General features: G+C 72.6%; 1 protein-coding gene. It reads left to right on the top strand.

Annotation, left to right across the window (positions count from 1 at the left end):
• Positions 1-19 precede the first annotated feature (19 nt).
• Positions 20-20281: a C80 family cysteine peptidase gene (locus AC07O8_RS13290; protein ID WP_495048470.1), complete on the top strand. Its 20262-nt coding sequence runs from the start codon at positions 20-22 to the stop codon at positions 20279-20281.
• Positions 20282-20408: the final 127 nt, after the last annotated feature.

Below are 20408 nucleotides of genomic sequence, written 5' to 3'. Positions count from 1 at the left end.
TCACCATGAATGCCGTGCCATGCCGATCCTCACGTCCGATTCCAAAGCCGGTCACGAACCTGGCCGTCTCATCGCCCGTGCGCCCGAGACCGAGACCGGCCTGCTCACCGTCCTGATCGATGCGCTGGACTTCTCCACGGAGAACTGGGTCGACGACACGCCCCCGATCTCCCAGGCGCTGCGGACGCAGCTGAACCGCCTGACCACGGATCTGCCGACCTCCAAGGACAGCGAATGGAAGTCCAACCTGGTGGAGATCGGCACCCGGATCGCCCAGGGCCGCCTCCCCATGGCGAAGGGCCTGCTGGCGATGCCCGGGGCCTTCGTCGTCGCGAAGACCGAGCAGCTCGTCGACCTGCCTGCCGGCCCGTTCGGGGAGATCGACCCCCGCCAGGTCGATGACACCCTGCGATCGTCCTCCGCGCCGTCGATCAGGATCCAGCAATCGACGGCCTTCATCCTGCGCTTCCTCGACCTGTTGGCGCAGCGGATCGAGGCCGCCCCGCAGGAGTCGCTGAATGCCTACGGCAAGGCGGCGAGGCTGCGGCTGTTCCGCGCGGCCCTGGCCAGCGGCCTGGGCGGATCCCCCTTCGTGATCGACGTCGACCGGCTCCGGCGCGACCTGGGCAGCACCGGCTCCGCCGAGGCCACCGGCCGCGTCCAGGCCCTGAAGAAGCTCTATCCCGTGCTGGAGCAACTCGCCCGCCAGGGCGCGATCGGACCGCTCCATGCCATCAGCAGCGATCCCGCCACGCGGACGGGAGCGGATTGGCAACCCTGGGTCGGCGACTGGTCCCGGACCGGAGAAGCGCCCACGCAGACGCTCATGCGGGCGCTCATGCCCGACATGTCCCGGCTCCCGTCCCCGCCCACCGCCGAAGAGGTCCTGCCCGGTCTCTTCTCCCGGTGGAAGATCGGCAACGATCGCTGGACGCTGTCGCGCACGCAGGGGCGACTGACGCTGTCCTCCGCCGTGCCCAACGGCGTCGGGACGACGATCCTGTTCCCCGTCGCGACGGCCGACACCGTCGGCGCACAGAACGCACTGCTGCTGACCCTGGAGCGCCTGCTCCGGCTCACGGGTCTGGCGGCGACCAGCCCGGACACCTGGCCCGAGACCCTGTCGATCGACGCGCAAGCATTCAAGGCCGGCAGTCTGGTGCTCGCCAGTGCCGATCCGACGGGACGATGGTCCATCGACCCGGTGGCCGCTCATCACGCCCTCAACGCGCTCGCCCGGACCCAGGTCGCCCGGCGCGACGGGCCCGTCGACCGTTGGGCCGATCACATCGATCTGCCGTCGACGACGTCGCAGTCCCCGTCGCCCCTCCCCGAGACCTCGTCGACCACCGGCCCGGCCTCGCGCGAGCTGCGACTGTTCGTCGCGCTCGAAAACGAGGAGACCATGGACTGGGCCGGCCGCCACCTCCTGCGGCAGTACGCGGACCGGGGGGGCATGGTCTGGATCCGACTGGCGGCGGACGGGAGCTGGAAGATCCGTTCCGGCGAGCCCCTGCTCCACCCCATCGGCAACGACACACCGGCGCGGCCGATCCAGCTGATCGTGCACGGTCACGGCACGATGGACCCGCGCACGAAGCAGGCGCTCCTGGCCGGGTATCGACCCGACGTGCTGAGCGGCTCGATCGGTCGGCTGCTCAAGGCCCTCAAGCAACGCCATCCCGGCGTGATGACGGAGGTCGCGCGTACCCGGTTGCTGGGATGTGCGCTGGAGTCGCCGGTCTACACGGAGCGCTTCGGCGCGACGTTTGCCAGGTCGGCGGCGGCGCAGGGATGGGCGCTGCCGGACATGCGGACCACCGTGTATGCGGAGACCATGCTCGTCTCCGAGTACCCCCGCCTCGGCCTCTCGACCATCCTCTCCGAAACGAACCAGGGGGTGGCGCCCCAGCGCAAGGCCGCCGGCAAGACCTGGCAGTACTGGATCGAGGACGGCGAGGTGCGGCGCTCCGACAAGTATCCGGAGGGCGGCGCGGGCGAGGACGTGCCGCTGAGCGATGACATGATCATCCGCCTGATGGGCGACACCGCCGGTGCCCGGAGCGCATCGCCGCTCGCTGCGCTCTACGCCGCCGAGAAGACGCTCTGGGACCTCGATCGACGCGCGACGTCGATCGCCCTGGCGCTTCAGGAGAAGCGCGTCGATGCGCAGCCCCGCGTCGCGACGACCGCCGAGACCAAACACCGCCTGGGCGTCGCGCTCGGACGTGTCGCCCGCAACCTCTATGGTCCCGGCCTCCAGATCCGACAAGCCGCATCGGGCGCTTCGGCGAGCCACCTCGACGACATGTCGGCGCGACACCTGGACGAGGCGGCGGCGCACGTGGTCACCGGCATGTTCGACGGCTCGTTCGTGCCGCTCAACGAGGCCCACCGCTCGCTGCTGACGGTCTTCGTCGCGGGGGGCGGCGATGCCGCCAGGGTGGCGGCGCGGGCGCTCGAGGCGCTCACCACGCTGAAGGACAACGTGCTCTCGCTCATGGACGGGCTCGTCGACGATGCCACCGCCCAGGCGTCGAAGGCATTCGCCGAGTCCTACATCGATGCCCTGCGCCAGCCCGCGGCGTCGACATCGGCCGCCGCCGAAGAACCGGGCGGCGACCAAGCCGTCGACAAGGCCGTCGACGCGACGGCGCTGGCCCGATCGCGGGGGGCAGGGGCGTCGAACGAGGTCGGCCGCGCCTCGGTGATCGCGCACACGCTGGACCAGCTCACCGCCTCGTGGCCCGACGACGCGTCGCTGCCCACGCCGCTCAGGTCCGACCTGCGCCAGGCCCTCGACCGCCTGTCCCTGTCGAACGTCGAGGCGCCGCTGGCGTCCGCCGCCTTGCGGCAACTGGCGGCGCAGTTGTTCGACGCCATCCTGGACGAGGGGCCGTTGCAGATGGGGCGGGTCTACGCCGCGCTGCTCGAGGCCGAGCGCCAGGATCAGGGCGACGCCGGCGCGGGCGCACGCGCGACCCGATCCTTCCAGGGCCTCGTCGACGAGATCGGCGAGCTCCTCGCGGGTCATCCCGATGCCACCGCCGAGACACGCACGGTGCGCGGCCGGGCGCTCGCGGCCTTCTTCGTCGAGGCGCTCGAGGCGACCGGTCCCGACCGGCCGTTCGTGGTCCGGCTCGATCCCCTGATCGACGCGCGCGAAGCCGGCGCGAGCCGCGCCCTGCGCATCGACGCCGGGCTGAGGCTGGCCGCGCTGGACCGGCTCCGGCTGCTGAGCGAAACCGAAGTGATCGGTCCGCTGCGCTTCATGGCGGCGTCCTTGCGGACCGACATCAAGGACGAGGGCGTCCACTGGCGAGGTGTGGCCGACGGCGGTTATGAAACCAGTGCCGCCGGCGCGGCGCGCCTGCTGGCGGGCTTCTTCTTCGATCCCATCGACGAGCGGGTCTCGCGTCTGCGGGATGACGTGCTCATCCGCGCCCTGAGCGACCCCTGGAAGCGCTTCGTCACGTCCACGTCCACGTCCACGTCCACCGGCACCGGGCGGCCCGGCTCGCGCGAGGCGAAGGCGCGCGCGCGCCTGGCCGGTTTCGGGCAGGCCATCGTCGACGACCTCGCCGGCCTGGCCGCACGCCCGCTGCCGGAACGCGGGATCGTCATCGGCGAGGCCGCCTGGCAGCGCCGAAGCACGGCGATGGCCGCGCTCCTGGCCTCCCTGCGCGCGGACCCCGCCGCGACGCCGGACCTCCTCGATGCCTGCGCCCGGCTCGAGCGCCTGATGAACGGCTTCCTGGACCAGTCGGTCTCCGGCTGGGTGCGGCAGTCCGCGCTCGGCTGGCACGCGCTGAGCCCGGTGACGGACACGCGGCCCCTGCCCCTGCTGGCCGCCCTGGCGCCCGGGATGGAACAGCACCTGGATCGCGCCACCGGGGTCGTCGAACTCACGGTGAACGCGCAGGACAAGCGGTCCTGGCGGGTCCCGGCGCTGGGCGATCCGGCGGATCCTGTGGATCCGGCGATGCAGGCCCGCCAGGACGACGCCCTGCGCCAGATGGACATCTGGATCGCCCGTGACCATGTGAGCGCCGACGGGCAATCGCTGGGCGCGATGCCCGCCCAGGTGCGGTGGGTCGACGGCATGCTCGAGATCGACGGCGTCGTCACCGCGCGCCTGGCGCGCATCGACGACGACACCTCGACGGCCAGTTCGACGGTCAGCTCGACGCCGCCGTCCGATGCGAGGCGACCGAACGATGCGTCATCGACGAGCTCGTCGCTGTCGGACTCAAGGTCGGCCAGTGATTCGGAGTCGTCGTCGGCCAGCGATCCGCCTTCACCTTCGCCTTTGCCTTCCTCGTCGGATTCGGATTCAGGCTCCAACTCCAACTCGAACTCGAACTCGGATTCGGATTCGGATTCGGACGCGAGCTCGGACTCGGACTCGGACGCCGTGACGTCCAGCGAATCGTCCTCGGACACGGCGTCGACCGTGCGCCCGGAACCGGATGCGCGCCCTGCACGGCCGCGCTGGTCGCCGGACCCCGCCGGGGCCCTGACGATCGAGCAGCGCGCCGCCACGATCGCGGCGGCCTTGGAGGTGGACACCGCCGACTGGGGGCTGTCGCTCGCCAACGCCGAGGCGCTGCGCGCGCGCCTGCTGCCGCGCCTGCGCCACGCGGCCTCGGCCCGCGCCAGGAAGTTGCCGGCGGCCTCGCTGGACGCGGGCGCCGCCCCCCTGCTGGACGGGTTGATCGGCGGCTCGCCGCTGCGCCTGCGCGACGCCTATCTGGCCCTGCTCGACGCGGTCGATCCGGCGCGACGACGCACGCCCGAGCTTCTGGCGCAAGCCTCGGCGCACTACACGGCGCTCAAGCGTCTGGCCTGGGACGGCCTCCGATCGGTGAACGGGGAGTACCGGGCCGAGACCTCCCAGACGCTGGCCGACCTCTATCTGATGGCCGTCGACGCCGCGCCGGGCACGGCGCTCAAGCTGGTCCTGGATGAGATGAACTTCGCCCCGCTGCACAACCGCTCCCTCGCCGAGGACGCGGCCGTCGGCGTCACCCTGACGCTGTACGAGCGCCTGCGGCAACTGGACCGCGCGGGGCTGATCGGCGAGGTCTTGTGGACGTCCGACACGCCGCGCGCCGGCGCGACCTGGCGCGCCACCGGGACCGAGTTCCTGTCGACCGACGACATGCGCGACCTGCGGGCCCGCTGGGTGTTCGAGCCCACCACCGGCCTGCAGGAGCGCAAGCCGCTCCCGCAGCCCCCCCTGGCGGCCCTCGACGACACCCGGCCGCTGCGCACCCTGGCCGCGATGTCCCCCGGGCTGCGCCAGACCCTGGACCGGCAGGCCGGCACCGTGCGCCTGGCATGGACCTCCGCGGGAGTCCGCGGCCACGCGCTGCTGGTGCTCCCTCCGGAGGCGACGGGCAGCGGGCTGCCCGACCTGGACGGGCGGCTCCGCCAGCTCGACCTGCTCGTCTCGGCCCATGTCGCGCGCGCCGATGGCGCGGACCTGAACGCACTGCCGGCTGAGCTCACCTTCAACGCGGCGGCACTCTCCGACGGGCGGCAGGTCATCGCCCGCAGCACGTCGTCCGGATGGCGATTCGGGCAGGACACGCCGGCGGTGCCCGGCGGCGCGCGGCCGATGCCGGGGGACGGCGCCGGCCGCGTCGAAGTGATCACCGCGCTGCTGCAGACGGCCATGGCCTCCTGGCCCGCGCCGGACGGCGGGACCGACGCCGAGAAGGACGCCCTCGTCGAGGCCTTCGGCCTGCGCCGCTTCGACGAGCGCACGGTCGCGAGCCGCCGCACGTCGGCGATGCGTCCCGTGGCCGAGACCCTCCTCGCCGGGATCCTCGACGCCTCGGTCCCCACCTTGCGTCGGGCGTATGACCTGCTGTGCGCGATGAAGCGTCATCAGGATCCCGCTGCCGTGCATCGACAGGCGTCCCTGCACCTGCGCCTGCTGATGGACCGCGCCAACGCCTTCCTCGCCGATCAGCCGGGCGACGGCCAGGCGGCGGCCCGCAGCCTGCCGGGACGGACCCTGGCCGGCTTCTACGCCGACCTGCTGAGCTCGGCCGCCAATGGCACCCCGCTCACCCTGGACTTCGAGTCGATGCGGACCGCGCTGGATCGCGGCTACGCCCGCGATCCCGCGGCCACGAGGTATTGCGGCCTGGTGCTGGCCCTGCGCGATCAGCTCCGGCTGATGACGGCCACCGGCGTCATCGGCCCCGTGCGCCACGTCGCCACGCGCGTGCCCAACGACGACTCGGGGGCGGGGTGGGTCTTCGACGGCCAGCGCTGGACGACGCAACGGGACATGATGGCCGAGTACTGGCCGACCGCCGTCGTCGATCCGGCCTCCGGAAAGGTCGAGCGGCTGAATGTCAAGGACCTGGTCCAACCCTGGGAGGACTTCGCCGACGAGCTCAACGCCCGCAACTGGCCGGGCCGGGCCGATCGGCTGGCCGCCAACCGGCTCGACAACTGGGCCGACACGGTCGCCGACGAGCTGGGAGCGCTCGGGGGCCAGCCGCCGGCCGACCGCCCCGCCGGCATGAGCGCCGCCGCCTGGCAGCGACGCAGGGCCGACGCGCAAGCCCTGCGCGACGACATCCACCGGGATGACCGGATCGACGACTCGGTGCGCGACTACGCGGACCGGTTGGTCGCCATCGCGCAAGCCGCTGCCGCCGAGGCGGCGACGCCGGCCCGGCAGGCCGCGTTCGGTCGGGGCACGATGCCCGCCGTGGACGACGCCGTGCCCCTGCCGCTGCTGCGACGGATCGCGCCGGACGTGTCGCAGCGATTGGATCGCGACGCGGGCGTCGTCCGCCTGAGCCAGGGCGGCACCACCGCCGTCTGGCGCCTGGGCGCGGCGTCCGGACGCGACGCGGCGGCCCACCGGCGACTGGACGACGCGCTGCGGACCGTGGATGCGCTGATCACCCGGGACTTCGCCCGCGGCCAGCCCTCGACCCTCGAGACCCTGCCCCGGGACCTGAGCTACAGCGCGGGAGAGATGCGGTCCGGTTCCGGCGAACTGCTGGCCCGTCGCCTGGATATTCCCCCGTCCGGTCCGGGCCCCGATGCCGCAGGGACCCTCGGCGCCGTTCCGGTCGCCCAGGCCGACGCCGGCGGCCCCCCGTCGGGCGGCACGCCTGTCACGTCGCTGCTCGACCGGCCGCTCGCGCAGTGGCGCAACGAGCTCACCGCCAGGAAGGAGGCGTCCAACGACTGGCAGGCGCTGAAGGACCAGGTGATCGCGCCCCGACGCGCCGGCAAGCACCCGCGCATGACGATGCAGCGCGTGGTCCTGCAGATGGATGACTCGCCGAGGGCCTTCGAAGCCAGCCTCCGGCAGGCCGGTCGTGCCAGGTCCCAGGGCGGCGTGCTGTGGCTGCAGGCGGACCGCCTGGGCAGGGACCGGATCGTGGCCGGCGGCGAGCTGATCGGCACGACCTGGGCCGGCGACCGGATCAAGCTGGTCATCGTCGGCCAGGGGAGCCGGGACCGGGCCGGCCAGCGCCTGAGCGGCTACGACGGATCGGCCCTGTCGGCACGCGTCGAGGCCAGCCTCTCCGAGCAGCTCGGCCTCGGACGTCCCGTCTTCGGCAAGGTCACCCTGCTGGCCTGCGACCTGCAGGCGGACCGTCCGCCGAACCGCTTCGTCCAGGACTTCGTCGCCGGCTTCCAGCCGTCGCAGGCCTACGAGGTCACGTCCTTCCAGGGCCAGGTACTCTTCCCGGTCGACGATCCGAAGTCCGACGGACTGACCCAGCGCTGGACGTTGGGCGAAGGCCCGCTGCGCGCGATGCGCCACGCGGCGGACGGCGCGTTCGTGACCCGGCATGTGCCCGGCGCGCCGCCGCAGGCGGCGACCCCCAAGCACGCGCAGGGCGTGCCGACCGTGCTGCCCACCGCGGAGACCATCACCGCGCTGGACACGGCCCTGGACGACGGGGCCACCCAGGCGCACAGCCTGCTGGCCGCGATCGAGCAGTCCCTCGCGGTCTACGATCCCGCGCTCGACGCACGCCCCCCGGAAGTCCTTCAGGCGCTGTTCACGGACGGCGACGGGCAGGTCGACGAGGTGCGCCTCCAGCGCATCGCCTCGGATCCGCTGGAGCAGGACCAGCTGTTGCAGGACCTGCGCCAACGGCTGGCCGCGGCGGAACCCGGGCAGATCAATGACCGGTCCTTGTGGCGCTGGACGGACGAGTCGCTGGCCGGCCGCATCGTCTCGATCCGCGGCACGGACATTCCTGCGTCGTTCCTGAACGCCCTCGGCGCCCGCGTCAACGGCAGGTCGCTGCCCGACCGGCTCGCCGCGGGCGACTTCAGGCGGGGCGAGTTCCTGCCCGCGCACACCGGCCTGACACTCGACGCCGAGTCGTTCCAGCGCGTGCTGCGGCAGCTCCCCGACGAAGCCGGCGCCTGGATCCGGCTGGCGAGCCTGATGGACTGGATGGCGGAGGAGCAGAATTCGGCGCTGTTCCACGGCCAGCACCGGGCGGGCGCCATTGCCATGGCCGCACGGCTCGAGCAGACGGTCTTCGACGCCCGTAACGTCGACAGCAACGCCATCGTCGACTTGCACGCGGCGATCCTGGGGGACGACGGCGGCGCGGCGAAGGCGGTCGGGCCGCTCCCCCGCGGCGGCGACAGTCACGCGGCGGCGCCCGAGCACGGCCTGCTGGACGTGCTCCATCAGGCGCTGGCCCCCGCGCTCCCGGCGGGCACGTCCGAGCCCTGGACGCCCGAGCGTTCGCGCGTCTGGACCGCGGCACGCGAGCAGTTGTTCCGTCTGCTCGCCACGGACTGGCCGGTCGTCGACCAGCCCGCCATGCGGCGCGCGCTGACGGACGCCGGCGAAGCGCTCCTGGCCGGCCGGCCCGGCCACGGTCGCGGCGCGTTGCGCGCGGCGTTGCTCCTCGACGGCCAGGGCGACGGCATCGTGGACCTGCCCGCGGGCCCGTTCGGCGACATCGATCGTCTGCGCATCGACGAGACGGCGCGATCGGCGCTGATGCCGGCGCGATCGATCCGGCGCTCGACCCGCCTGTATCTGGACTTCCTGGACGGGATGGCCGCGCTGATCGAGGCGAACCCGGCGATCACGTCGACGCCGTGGCGCACGGCCGCGGCGCTGCGAGGGATGCGGTCCGCCATGGCGAGCGGCCTGGGCGACACGCCCTTCCTGATCGACGTCGATCGGGTCCGGCACGATCTCGCCTCGTCGACGCCCGCGGCATCGGGACGCATCGAGGCCCTGACGCTGAGCTATCCCGCCTTGGCGGAACTCTCGCGCGAGGGAACGATCGGTCCGATCCGCTTCATCAGCAGCGACCCGGCACGACGAGCCGCCGCCCCGTCCTGGACGCCGCTGGACGCGCGGTGGTCCTGGTCGCGCGAGGACCAGATGCACGGGCTCCTGCCCGACCTGCCCGCCCCGCCTACCCCGCTTGCGGCACAGCCGACGGAGACCTTGAAGGCCCTCTTCGGACAACGCCGCTACCTGGTGTCCCCCGAGCACGGCACGCTCTGGGTGCCCCACGACGGGCCCAACGCGCGCCGGTCGGTGATCCACTTCGCGCCCCCGCCCGAGGGCTCGCCTGTCCGCCTCGCCGAGCAGGCGCAGCAGCTGCGCACGCTGGCCCGGCTGCTCCAGCTCAGCGGTCTGACGGCGGAAACCGTGGACCGCTGGCCTGAAACCATGTGGCTGGACCCGGACGAGTTCAGGGCCGGCGCCAACGTCCTGGCGCGCGCGTCGGCTGACGGTCGATGGACGATCCATCGCGGGACCGTCGGCCGGCTCCTCGCCAGCTTCGACCATCCGCGGCTGTCGGCCGCGACCGGGTCCTTCACGCCGGCCAAGGCCGGCAACGGGTCCTTCTCGCCGGCCATGGCCGGCACCGCGGACGCAAGCTACTCCGCCACGATGGCGCTGGAAGATCCGTTGAGCGACACGACCCATCTCATCAGCTGGATGGCGTATCTCAACGACGAGGCATCGAAGCACGACGGCGGGGACGCCGGCGCGTCCTCCGCGGCCGCCGATCCCGTCCCGGAGCGCGGCCTGATCCGGTACATCCATGACGCGCTCACGCGCGCGCTGTCCGAGGGTGTCGCAAGCCCCGCGGCGGAGGCAGGTCGAGGCCCTTCGGCGTACATGCGCGGAAAGATGTTCGACGAGCTCCTGCTGCGGTGGCCGATGTTGCGCAATGTCCGGCTGCTGCGCCGCCTGCGCCAGGACGGCGAGGCGCTCCTGGACGGCCGGTTCCCGGACGCCTACGACACCATCCTGGGCTCGTTGACCGGCGAGAACCCGCAGTTGCCGCTCACGGCCGGTGGGGCCGAGTCGTCGCGCACGATCCGCGCGTCGACGGCGCTCTACCTCGACTTCCTCGACACGGCGGAAAAGGTCCTGGTCTCCGGCTTGCTGGTGGACCCGGAACACCACCGTCGGGCGACCGGCCTGCGCTTGTTGCGCGAAGCCCTGCGTAGCGGTCTGAAGCGCACGCCCTTCCTGATCGACCTCGATCGGATCGAGCAGGGCCTGGCGCGCCCGACGCCCGAGGGCACCGGCCACATCGACGCCCTGAAGCAGTCCTACCGCGCGTTGAGCGAGCTGGCCCGCCAGGGGGTGATCGGCGAGATCCGCTTCACCAGCAGCGCAGTGTCGCGACGGATCGACCCGCGGTGGACGCCGATGGACGACGGGCTGTCCTGGTCGAGTGACGACCCTCTGCAGTCGCTCTTCCCCGATCTCGCGCCCCTGCCTCCTGCGCAATCCGCCGAGGAGGCGCTGGCCGCCGTCGGCCTCGACATCGGCATCGGCAACGGCGGGCGGTCCCGTCTGGACCGGGCCGAGGGCACGCTCCGGGTGGCCTCCGAGAAGGCAGGAGAGCCGGACACCGTGATCCGCTTTTCCCCCTTGCCCGAGAACGCCGCCGCCGACGTCCGCGCCGCGCAGGACCGGCAACTCCTGACCCTCGCCCGGCTGCTGCGCCTGAGCGGGCTGGCGGACACGCCCGCCCGGACCTGGCCCACCGCCCTGTCCATCGGGCCGGACGGGTTCAAGGCGGGCTCGCTGCAGGTGGCCCGCAGCGACGGGAATGGCCGCTGGACGATTGACGACACCGCCCAGCGCCGGCTCCTGCGCGTCGTTCCCCGCGCGCGGGACGCCGCGTCTTCGACCCTTCGACCGGCGTCGGCGTGGAAGCACGCGCTCCCCACCGACGATGAAGCGGTGCGACCCGGCGGCAATCTCGTCCCGGCCTTCGACCCGCGCGCCGTGCGGGACCCCGACCTCCTGAGGATCTACGTCGCCCTGCAGGACGACCGGGTGATCGCCCAGATGGGCGACACCTTGTCCCGCAAGTACGCTCGGGGCGTGGTCCTGGTCCGGCTGGCGGAGGACGGCTCCTGGACCGTGCGCCACGGGCGCGAACTGCTCAACGACACCCTCCTCGGGAAGCGCCCTGTCCGCCTGATCCTCGGCGGTCATGGCCAGGTGGATCCCGCGACCAAGGCCACGCGCCTGGCGAGCTACACCCCCGAGGGGATCGCCACCTCGATCGACCGCCTGCTCGCGGCCTTGCGCCCCGGTGTGACGACGAAGGTCGAAGGCACCCGGATCCTGAGCTGCGCGCTGGAAACGCCGACGGCGGCAGGCAGCTTCGGCCGCGCCTTCGCGCAAGCCGCCGACACGGCGGGATGGGCGGCGCCGGGCATGCGCACGACCGTCTACTCGGACCTGCTGGTCCACCAGCTGTCCGACGCCTCGAGCACCAACGGCAACGGCAACGGCGGCGACGACCATTTCTTCACCCGGACCGACCAGAAAGGACAGGACGTCCGCCAGGCGGCGGGCGTCACCTGGCAGTTCTGGATGGAGAACGGCGAGGTGCATCGCCAGGACAAGTATCCCGGGGGCGGCCAGGGGCGACCGATCGAGACGGCGGGGAGCCGGTCCCTCGTCGGCGACACGAAGGGTGCTACGAAGGGCGCTACGAAAGGCGCTACGGCGGGCGCCGAGGACGGCGATACGGAAGGCGCTGCGGAAGCCGCCGCGGCGCGCTCCCGGCAGCTCACCGGGCGGCAGCTCGCCGACCAGGCCAGGCGCGTGAGGCTGGTCCTGGCGGTGCTCGCGCAACTGCCGCCGGACGAGCCGCCGCCCGCGTTCGCGATGCACCGGTCCGATGCCCTCGCCCTGTCCGACGAGGTCCTGTCCCTGCTGATGGCCCGCTACGGCCTGCCCGAGGACGACATCGAACGACTGACCTTGCTGCAGGCCATCGCCGACGACCTCTCGCAGGGGCTGCTCGGCGACGCGACGCCGTTGCGCCGCGCCTATGAGCGCATCGGTCACCTGACCCGCGGCGAGGAGGCCGCGGACGTCTCCCGCGCCTGGCTCGCCCGCGCGAACGGCTCGCCCCATGCGCAGGCGGTGCTGGACCGGATCGCCGGCAGCCCCGCCCGGATCGGCAAGTCGACCGACCTCTTCCTGAAGGCACTGGCCGCGGCCCGGGACGGCCTCTTCCTCGGCACCGGGAGACTGCGGGCCACCCCCTCCCGGATCCTCGGACGCATCACGCTGCTCATCGGCGCGGTGGGCGCCGCGGCGTCGGACGGCGCGCTCTACGTGGACCTGTCCCCGGTGGATGTGTCCTCGGGCCTGGCCGGCGAACGGGACATCGAACTGTTCCGCGCCCGCACGGCGCTCTTTCATCTGCGCGACCTCGGCGCACTGCGCGATGTCGTGGCCCTGTCCATCGACAGCCCGCAGGCCGCGCCGCGCGCGATCGCCGACGGATGGCACGCGCTGGGCAATCTCGAGGTCCGCCCCGCCACCGCCGACGCGGCCGCGACCGTCGTGGCGGTGACGGTCGCCCCGCTCAGCGAGCCCCTGGTCGCGGCCGGATTCCGTCATCTGGAGAAGTTCGACGATCATGGGGAGCTCGTCTGGGGCGCCCGTTCCGCGGCCAACCTCGAGTACATGACCCGGTCCCTGTCGAACCCGCTCACCGAGGCCCTCGACCGCTTGGCGACACTGCAGCGTAACGCTTCGACGCCTGCGGGACGGACGGCCCTCGACGCGTTGATCGACGACCTCCACCGCCGGGTGGTGCGCATCCGACGCCACAACGCGCCGGCATGGACCTTCGACACCTTCCGGCAGGAACTCCTGGCGAACGGCGCCGACCGCCCCCTGCATCGCGACGCCCTCGATCCGGAATCGCTCGCGCCCCACTTCCGGGATCTTCCGCTCGCGGACAGCGAACGGCTCAGCGACGCGATGGAGATCCACCGCGCGGCCCTGCAGCAGCTGGACGCGCGGGTGGCGTCCTTCGGCAAGTGGATGGCCGCCAAGCTGCCCGGCGACTCCGCCGAGGCCGCGGACCTGCTGCCGGAGGGGCGACCGCTCGCGGCGCTGCTGGATCGTGCGCCGCATGTCCGTCAATCGATGGACCGCGTCAACGGGCTGATCCATCTGGAGCACCCTCAGACGCAGGTCGTCACGACGCTGTCCGTCGACCCCCTGGCGAGCTACCGATCGGACGGCGCGACCGAGCGGACCGCCATGGTCCGGCAGGACGTCGACATCCGGACCGCGGAGGCCCTGGTCATGCGCCTCCTTCAGGCCTCCTCCGCCCTGCCCGCCCGTCTGCCGCAGGCCTTGGGCGAGCTGCCTCGCAGCATGAGCCTGCGCAACGGCGAATTCCGTGTGAACGAGCAGGTGGTCGCCCGGCGACGGGCCGGTCCCCTGTCCGGCAGGGAGTCCTTCGGGACGGCGGCCTGGGCCGTCGACCCCGACGGCGTGGACTCCGTGCTGCGAGCGCTTCGCGACGCTTCCGCGCCGAACCGCTTTTCCTCCGAGGTCAATCCCTGGGAACGGAGCCTGGAAAGCCTGCCCACGCCCGCACCCCCGCAGGGACCGCTGCGTAAGCTGAAACTGATCGTCCAGGTGGACGGCGACGCCCACAGCAGCATCGCCGCCTGGCTGCTCACCAGGAAGCAGGTCGACAGCGCGGCATGGCTGCAGATGAGCCAGCCCGAGACCCTCTTCGACCGCCCGCGCATCGGCGTGCTGGCCGGGGAACAGCTGCTGTCGGCCGTGACGGGGAGCACCGAGGTGGACATCCAGGTCGTCGGCCATTCGGGCATGCAACTGGGGGAAAGCCAGAGCCTCAGCGGATGGCGTCCCGAGGTGCTGGCGCAGGCGCTGCGCAACGCGCTCTTCGATCGCCCGGCGGATCTCATCCCGACGCTGCGCCGCGTCAGCCTGGTCGCCTGCGACCTGCAGGCGCCGTCGGTGGGCACGCCCTTCGCCGTCGACTTCATCAAGGCGCTGGTCCGGCCGGGCTGGACGAGCCGCGCCGACGTGACGGCGCGGACCGGGCACGTCCACGTCGCGGAACTCCAGGATCCCGTCAGCGGCGGCACGCGGATCATGAAACTGACGGAACGTCTCGACGCCAAGGGCAACGGCGTGCTGCGACATCGCATGCCCGCCGACACCATGCGCCTGACGCTGGATCCGATCACCCGCGAGGTGACAGTCGTCGACCGTTATGCGGAGCCGGGCGAGCCGACGACCAGGCCCTGGCAGCGGCCGGCCAAGGACCTCCGCCTGATGTTCGACAGCGTCCTCGGCGGCGCGGTGCCGACGCCCTTGATCGAGCTCTTCACCGACGCCGACGGCCGGATCGACGAAGACCGGATGCGCCGCGTGGCCAGCGATCCCGTCGAGGTGCGCCAGCTCGCGGACGATCTCGCGCGCGCGCTCGAGGCGCTGCCGGAACAGGCGCGCGCCGCCGTCCGGGCCCACGAGCTGCTCGCGGCATCGTCCGCCGGTCGCGCCGCCGGCAAGTCGGCGCCCGACGGCGCGGCGACCTTCGGGCCGGAAGGTCCGCAGGATGAGCGCCAGCTGGACGACCTGATCCGCCGCACGATGGCCGAGGACCGGCTCGACCTCGACGGCATCTCGCGCACCACGACGGACGACGCGCTGCGCGCGCTGCACGGCGCCGGCCTCGTGGAGGTGGACGCGACCGGCACGGCACGGCTGGCGGAGCAGCGCCTGGAGGCGCTCATGGCGAGCGGCGACGACGGCGCGCTGATGCGCGCGGGCGCGTCGCTGCTGCATCTTTCCGACCCGCTCTTCGAGGAACTGCGCGCGGGCGCGGGCCCGGCGGGACAGCGCCTGCTGGACAAGGCGCTGGACGTCCGCAGCAGCCTGGCGGCCGGCCTGGGCGACCGCATCGAGGCCGCGGCAGGTCACGGCGTCGGGCAGCTGAACACCGTCATCGCCACGGCCCAGCTCGTGCAGGGCTGGCGCCACATGGACGCGACGATGAAGGGGCTGCTGGTGCCCCAGACCGCCGGCGTCCTGATCACGCCGTTGACGGTGAAGGTCGGCGAATGGATACGCGGGCTGCCGGTCTCGCTGGGCCTGTCGGCGGAGTCGGGCCTCGCCTCGGGGGCGCTGGACGCGGCGCTCTCCGGCATCGGGAAGACGCTGCAAGGCGGGGGCGGCGACATCGCCCTGGCCTCGCTCGGACTGGTCGTGATCGGCCTGCAGTGGGAGGAGTTCCGCAAGAGCGGCCAGCGCCTGGACAGCTATGCCGGCAAGAGCCTCATCGCCAACACCACCACGATGACCTTCTTCACCGCCACCTCGCTGGTATCGGCGGGCGCGCAGGTCGCCACGATGTTGGCCGGCGGCGCGGAAGCGGTGGCCGGCACCGCGCTCGGCATGGCCGCCGGCGTGCTCGCCGGCGCCGCGCTGCCGCTGGCCCTGCTGATGATCGCGGTCAACGGCGCCGTCGGCTGCTTCCTGTGGGCGGCCGAGTACGGCGACTACATCCGGCCGTCGACCGATCTGGGCGACGTGATCGGCGCCAGCGTCGCCAAGTTCTTCGGCATCGAGACGGACGTGATGAGGCGGGCGGAGGTCGAGAAGAACGCCGCCACCGCCGCCGCGAACCAGGGCAAGCTGCTGGACAAGGCGCGGCAGGACTACATGGCCTTCCGCGGCGAGCAGCTCGCCGAATCCGGCTACGGATCGACGCGGTATCCCCGCCTCTCGCACGAGATCGCCCATGCCACGTTCAGGATGCCGAAGCAGGATCCCGATTACACCTTCGTGCTGCAGGAGCAACCCACGCCCGACGGACTGCGCTCCTTCCTCAAGGACTTCGGCGCCTTCGACCGCACGGACCCGCCCGCGCCGCAGGGCCAGCCCGCCCCCGACGGCGTGGCCTGGATCGATCTGCGCCACGACGGGCGCCTGGGTCGGTCGGCGACCACGGATCCGCAACGGCCGCAGCTGTTCGAGCTGCAAGGCGCCGCCGGCCGCTACCGCGGCGGCGCCGGGCGGGATGTCTTCCTGCTGGACGCGGACGCCACCCCCGACATCGACGGACAAGGCGGGCCGGACGAGGTCGACGTGGACGCGACGGGCCAGCACGTGAAGCTGCACCATGACGCGGCGCGCGATCGGTTCAGCCTCACCATGGACGACGCGGAACAGCCCGGCGGCGACCCCGTCCCGCTCGCCCTGTCCAACATCGAGCGCGTGACCATCCGCAACGCCATCGTCGCCGAGGTGACCGGCGGTCCCGGCGACGACCGCTTCGACGTGAGCGCCCTGCAGACCGCCATCGCCGGCGGCGGCGGCCGCAACACCTATGTCCTGCGCGGAGGCAACCGCATCGCCAGCTCGTCCGACGATGCCGCCGTCTGGTCCGGCAGCGTGGACGCCTTCATCGATTTCATCGGGGACACCCCCGGCAACCTGCTGTTGCGGGTCGATGTGCCGCATGAGGCCCTCACTTTCCAGCGACACGGCGACCGGCTGCTCGTCGGCAACGGCGCGGGCACGCTGACGCTGGAACGGTTCTTCGCCCACCCGACCCCGGCCCAGCTGTTCATCGTGGACGCGGTGGACACCCATCTGACGCTGACCGATCCGCGACGCCTGGATGCGTCGGTGCGTCCGTCCGCCACGCTGGACAAGCACCTGTTCCTCGACGCGTCCACGCCCGGGTCGCGTCGGGCCTTGACCGGCGACCACGGTCACACGCGGCATCACCTCGCCGCGGGCGGCGGCGACTTCCGCCTGCGTCCCCGCACGGCCATGCCGATGGACATCACGCTGGACGTGCCCATCGACCGGCTGCGGTATCGCCGGGACGGGCACGACCTCGTGCTCGTCGAGACACCGCCCGCGGACGCGTCGACGGCCTACACGCCCCTGCGGGTGACGCTGCCCGGCTACAGCGAGCGCGACTGGTCCGCGTCGCACGGCCAGCTGGCGTTGTGGGCGCGCGGCAGCTCGGAGAAGGACCAGCGGTCGGCCGTGAAGCTGCAGCACCCTTCGCCCGCCCTCGATGCGGACGAAGGTCCCCTCAAGGCTGCGGCACCCGAGTCCGCAGCATCAGAGACCGCGGCATCAGGGACCGCGGCATCCGAGGTCGTCGCGGACGGGGCGCGCGCAAAGCCGGTCGCGCCGCTGGCGTCGGTGGTGCCCACATCGACCACATCGACCCCATCCACCACGTCGCCGACAACGTCGACACCGTCGGGCCCCGACGCGACGTCCGTCGATGCCGGCAGGAACTCGCCCAGGATCCTGACCGGCAGCGACGGCGCGGACACCTACGTCGTGGGCGCCGGCCGTGAGGTGGTGATCGACAACCTGTCGCTCGTGCCGACGCGGGATTTCCTCCAGCTCGACGCGGCCCCCCGGCGGCTGCGGCGCGTCGGCGACGATCTGGTGATCGACCTCGAGGAGGGCAGCGTCACCGTGCGCCGCCACGCGGTGGAGTCCCTGGCGCGCCACCTGTCGATGGCGATCGACGGCGTGCGCTACGCCTTGCCGCTGATCCACGACAGCGGCGTGATGGTGTACGGCCCGGACGCGGAGGACGGCGACGTCCTGGCCACGCTGCCGGGCACCCATGTCGTCCTGACCCGCCCGGACGAGGCCTGGGCGACGGCGCCGACCCCGCGGGGCGTGTTCATCGCGCCGCCGACGGCGATGCGGCGGATCGGGCGCAGCCTCGTGGCCGAGACCGACGGCGGCGCCAGCCGCGTGATCCTCAAGGATCTGCTCACGCCCGCGCCGCGGGACGGCAGCGTGCACCTGCACCTGGTCGGCGACGATGGGCAGACCTGGCGGCCCACCCCGGTCGTGGACGCGCCCTGGCGCGAGGCGATCGACCGCCAGCGCCAGGCGGGACTGTCCGAAGACGCCTTGCGCGCCGCGGCGTTCGATGCGGCCGGCATCCGGGATGCCGGCACGATGAAGGCGGTCGTCGATCTGGCGCGCGATCTCCGGGACGACCACGCCCCGCCGGAGCGGGTCCACGCGGTCGAGGCCGTGCGGGCCTACCTGCGCCTGAGCGGACTGCCCGCCGCCATCGCCGACGCCGTCCGCTCGACCTCGGTCGGCCAGCTGCGGCGGATGCGCGCGCTGCTGGCCGCCTCGGTCGACGGCAAGACCTGGCCCTCGGCCGCGGTGCTGGACGATGGCGCCGCCGCGCCGTCGGACTTCCCCCTCTCGGCCGCGCGTCACGGCGCGATGCTGCGCCTGCTGGCGGCCCGGCAGCGCCCCTGGATCTACCAGCACCAGGTGCTGCGCGAGGACCTGTCGCCGCAGGCGCTCGACGCGTTCGAGACCTGGGCCGCCGGCGCGCTGACAGGGACGCCCGGCGACGCGGCCTCGCTGGACGCGCTGGCGGAGTTCAGCCGCCTGCTCCTGGGAAAGCCCCAGGCCGGCGGACGCGTGTCGGACCACACGGAGGCGCTGCTGCGGCTCGCGCTGCGGACCAAGGGCCGGCCCGACGACGTGGCGGACCAGATGGCCGATGCGATGTTGAAGGTGACGCTGGACGAGGACTGGATCGACGGCATGCAGCAGGCGGGCGTCGTCGATCACGCGGTCCTGCGACGGCTCTGGGACGCGAAGGTGACGGTGAGCGAGCTCGTGATCGGCAACGTCCACCGCTTCGACTACGAAAGCACGGGCAATCGCACCGGCCTGATCGAGGTGAGCACCTCGGACGCCTTCAAGACGCCCGCGACGACGGTGCCCCGCTATGTCGTGACGCGTTATCTGAAGCTCGACGCCAACGGCAACGACTTCATCGTGCACGACACGCCGCAGGCGGGCGTGAGCTACGACCTGGTGCCCGGTGCGGTCCTCGACGACAAGGGGCAATCCCCCGCGGCGCTCACCGACGGCGAGCGGTCGCAGCTGGAACAGTCCGTTAGGACGGCGTTCGACCGGAAGTGGGACCGGATCGAGGATCGGAAGCCGACCTCGTACTGGGACTCCGCGAGCACGTTCGGCTGGTTGACCCCGAAGCCGGCCTCCCAGCGCGAGAAGCATTGGCCTGCCGCCCGGCTGGCCGGCTTCTCCCAGCGTTCCTCGCTCTATGCCCTCATGGAAAGGAAGCTGGTCACCGTGACGCAGGCACCGGTGCCGGGCAGCGACGGGTACGGGCGCAGCACGCCCTCGAACCTGGTGGACGGCGACGCCGGGTGGGGCGAGGCCAAGGCCTGGCGCCCTCCCGCGGCGCTGGGGCGCCTGTCCTTGTCACGCGACCGGGACGCCGACGTCGCGGCCGTGCGCTTCGATTTCAGACACCCGGTCGCGTTGTCCAGGTTCAGCATGGACATCCAGCACGACTTCGCGCTCGATCCGAGCCTCGCCGCCACGGGACGCTGGCGGGTCGAGGCCCTGACGCGGCAGGGCGGCTGGACCCCCGTGTCGGATACCTTCGAAGTCAGCGCCGGGGGGACGCTGCGCCACGTTTGGCTGGACGATGCGATCCCCTACCGGAGCTACCGGCTGCGCGGCATCGACGGTGAGCTGTCCGCCGGCACATGGATCTCCGAGGTGGGCTTCGAGACCTCCGAGGCCGGCGTGCCCACCTGGCGGGATCGCTTCCGGCAGGCCGGTTACGACCTCGACCGCTCGCGGGCGCTGATCGCCATGGGGTGCCGCACGGCCGACGGCCTCGCACGCGCCTCGGCGCTGCCCGCCTGGTACCGCCAGGCGTCATTGGGGGACCTCTACCTGGCGATGAAACGGCACATCGTCCAGGCGGGGCCGCCGGACACCACGCTCGATGTTCCGCGTCTGGGCGCCCAGCTGGCACAGGCCATGGCGACACCCGGGGCGGCCACCGGCCCGGGCGCCGGCCTGGGCACCGGCCTGGGCTCCGGCGGACCGACGCCCGCGCAACAGCCGTCCGCGCTGTCGCTCATCGCACCGCCAGCCGCCTGATCCGGCGGCGCCCGGACGCCCGGCATCGAACGCCGGGCGCCGGGCGCCAGATGCCGCGAACCCCTCGACGCGTCGGGCCACTGCGGTCCCCATGGACCTTTACCGCTGCGCGTGTTTCCGATGACAG

The organism is Roseateles sp. GW821-FHT09G09, assembly GCF_059415965.1.
Note: the sequence above shows the minus strand (reverse complement) of the source record. Positions and strands in the feature narration are given on the sequence as shown.